At 36.8% G+C, this 789-nt stretch carries 1 protein-coding gene and 1 pseudogene; one reads left to right on the top strand and one right to left on the bottom strand.

All coding sequences use genetic code 11. The annotated features are described in order from the left end of the window. Positions 1-76: 76 nt before the first annotated feature. Positions 77-268: pseudogene (locus VF675_RS13725) on the top strand (SIR2 family protein); the annotation flags it as partial. Between the two features lie 358 nt (positions 269-626). On the opposite strand, the gene VF675_RS13720 reads toward VF675_RS13725, so the two are convergent. Then, positions 627-789, bottom strand: a 163-nt coding sequence (locus VF675_RS13720) for a transposase domain-containing protein (RefSeq protein ID WP_440205389.1), incomplete at its 5' end; no start/stop codon positions are given.

Below are 789 nucleotides of genomic sequence, written 5' to 3'. Positions count from 1 at the left end.
AATTATCAAATTGCTTGAATTGTTTCTAATATATAAGATGTGCTTATCTTCAGAACAACAATTTAGAAGTTAAGTTATGGACATTTTTGAGTTTGTTAGTAGTTACAAGAATCACCCAGTTTTATTTGTGGGTACTGGTCTAAGTCTTCGATATTTAAATAACTCTTTTAATTGGGAAGGGCTTTTGAAGTATGTAGCTATTGATCTCTATGGCACCGATGAAAAATTTTATGATATGAAGAACAAGGTGCATAAGACCCATGATGGCATACGCGCCAACTTAAGGCTTAAATTGTTGAAATATATTATAATTATCGCTTGAAAAATAAAAAAGGTGGTTGTATTTATTAATGCGCTAACACAAAACACAACTACCGTGGCGTATCATGATTCATTTTCAACAGTTATTACAAGTACTTCCTTCAAATATTGAACAAATGGCGATCAATTGTAATGCTTTTCAACGGGCTAGAAAAATTAAATGTAAGCGTCCGCTGAACCCCATGCCTATTTTTTAATTTGAGTTGGATTTCCAGCGATGTGGCAGTAATTCTTCTATTTGGGTCGCTTTATGCGTCGGCAGCCTTTTCAGTACAGTAAGCATCCGCTGAACCCCATAGCTTTTTTTAATTCGATTCAGGTTTCCAGCGGTGCGGCAGCAATTCTTCAATTTGGGTCACTTTATGTGTCGGCAGCCTTTTCAGCACATCACTTAAATAGGCATACGGATCCAAGCCATTCAGCTTTGCTAACTGGATTAAAGTCATGATATTCGCCGCTCGCTGACCA

This window comes from Acinetobacter sp. Lyrl_1 (assembly GCF_051948795.1).
Classification (GTDB): domain Bacteria; phylum Pseudomonadota; class Gammaproteobacteria; order Pseudomonadales; family Moraxellaceae; genus Acinetobacter; species Acinetobacter towneri.
This window is presented reverse-complemented; position numbering and strand designations above follow the sequence as displayed.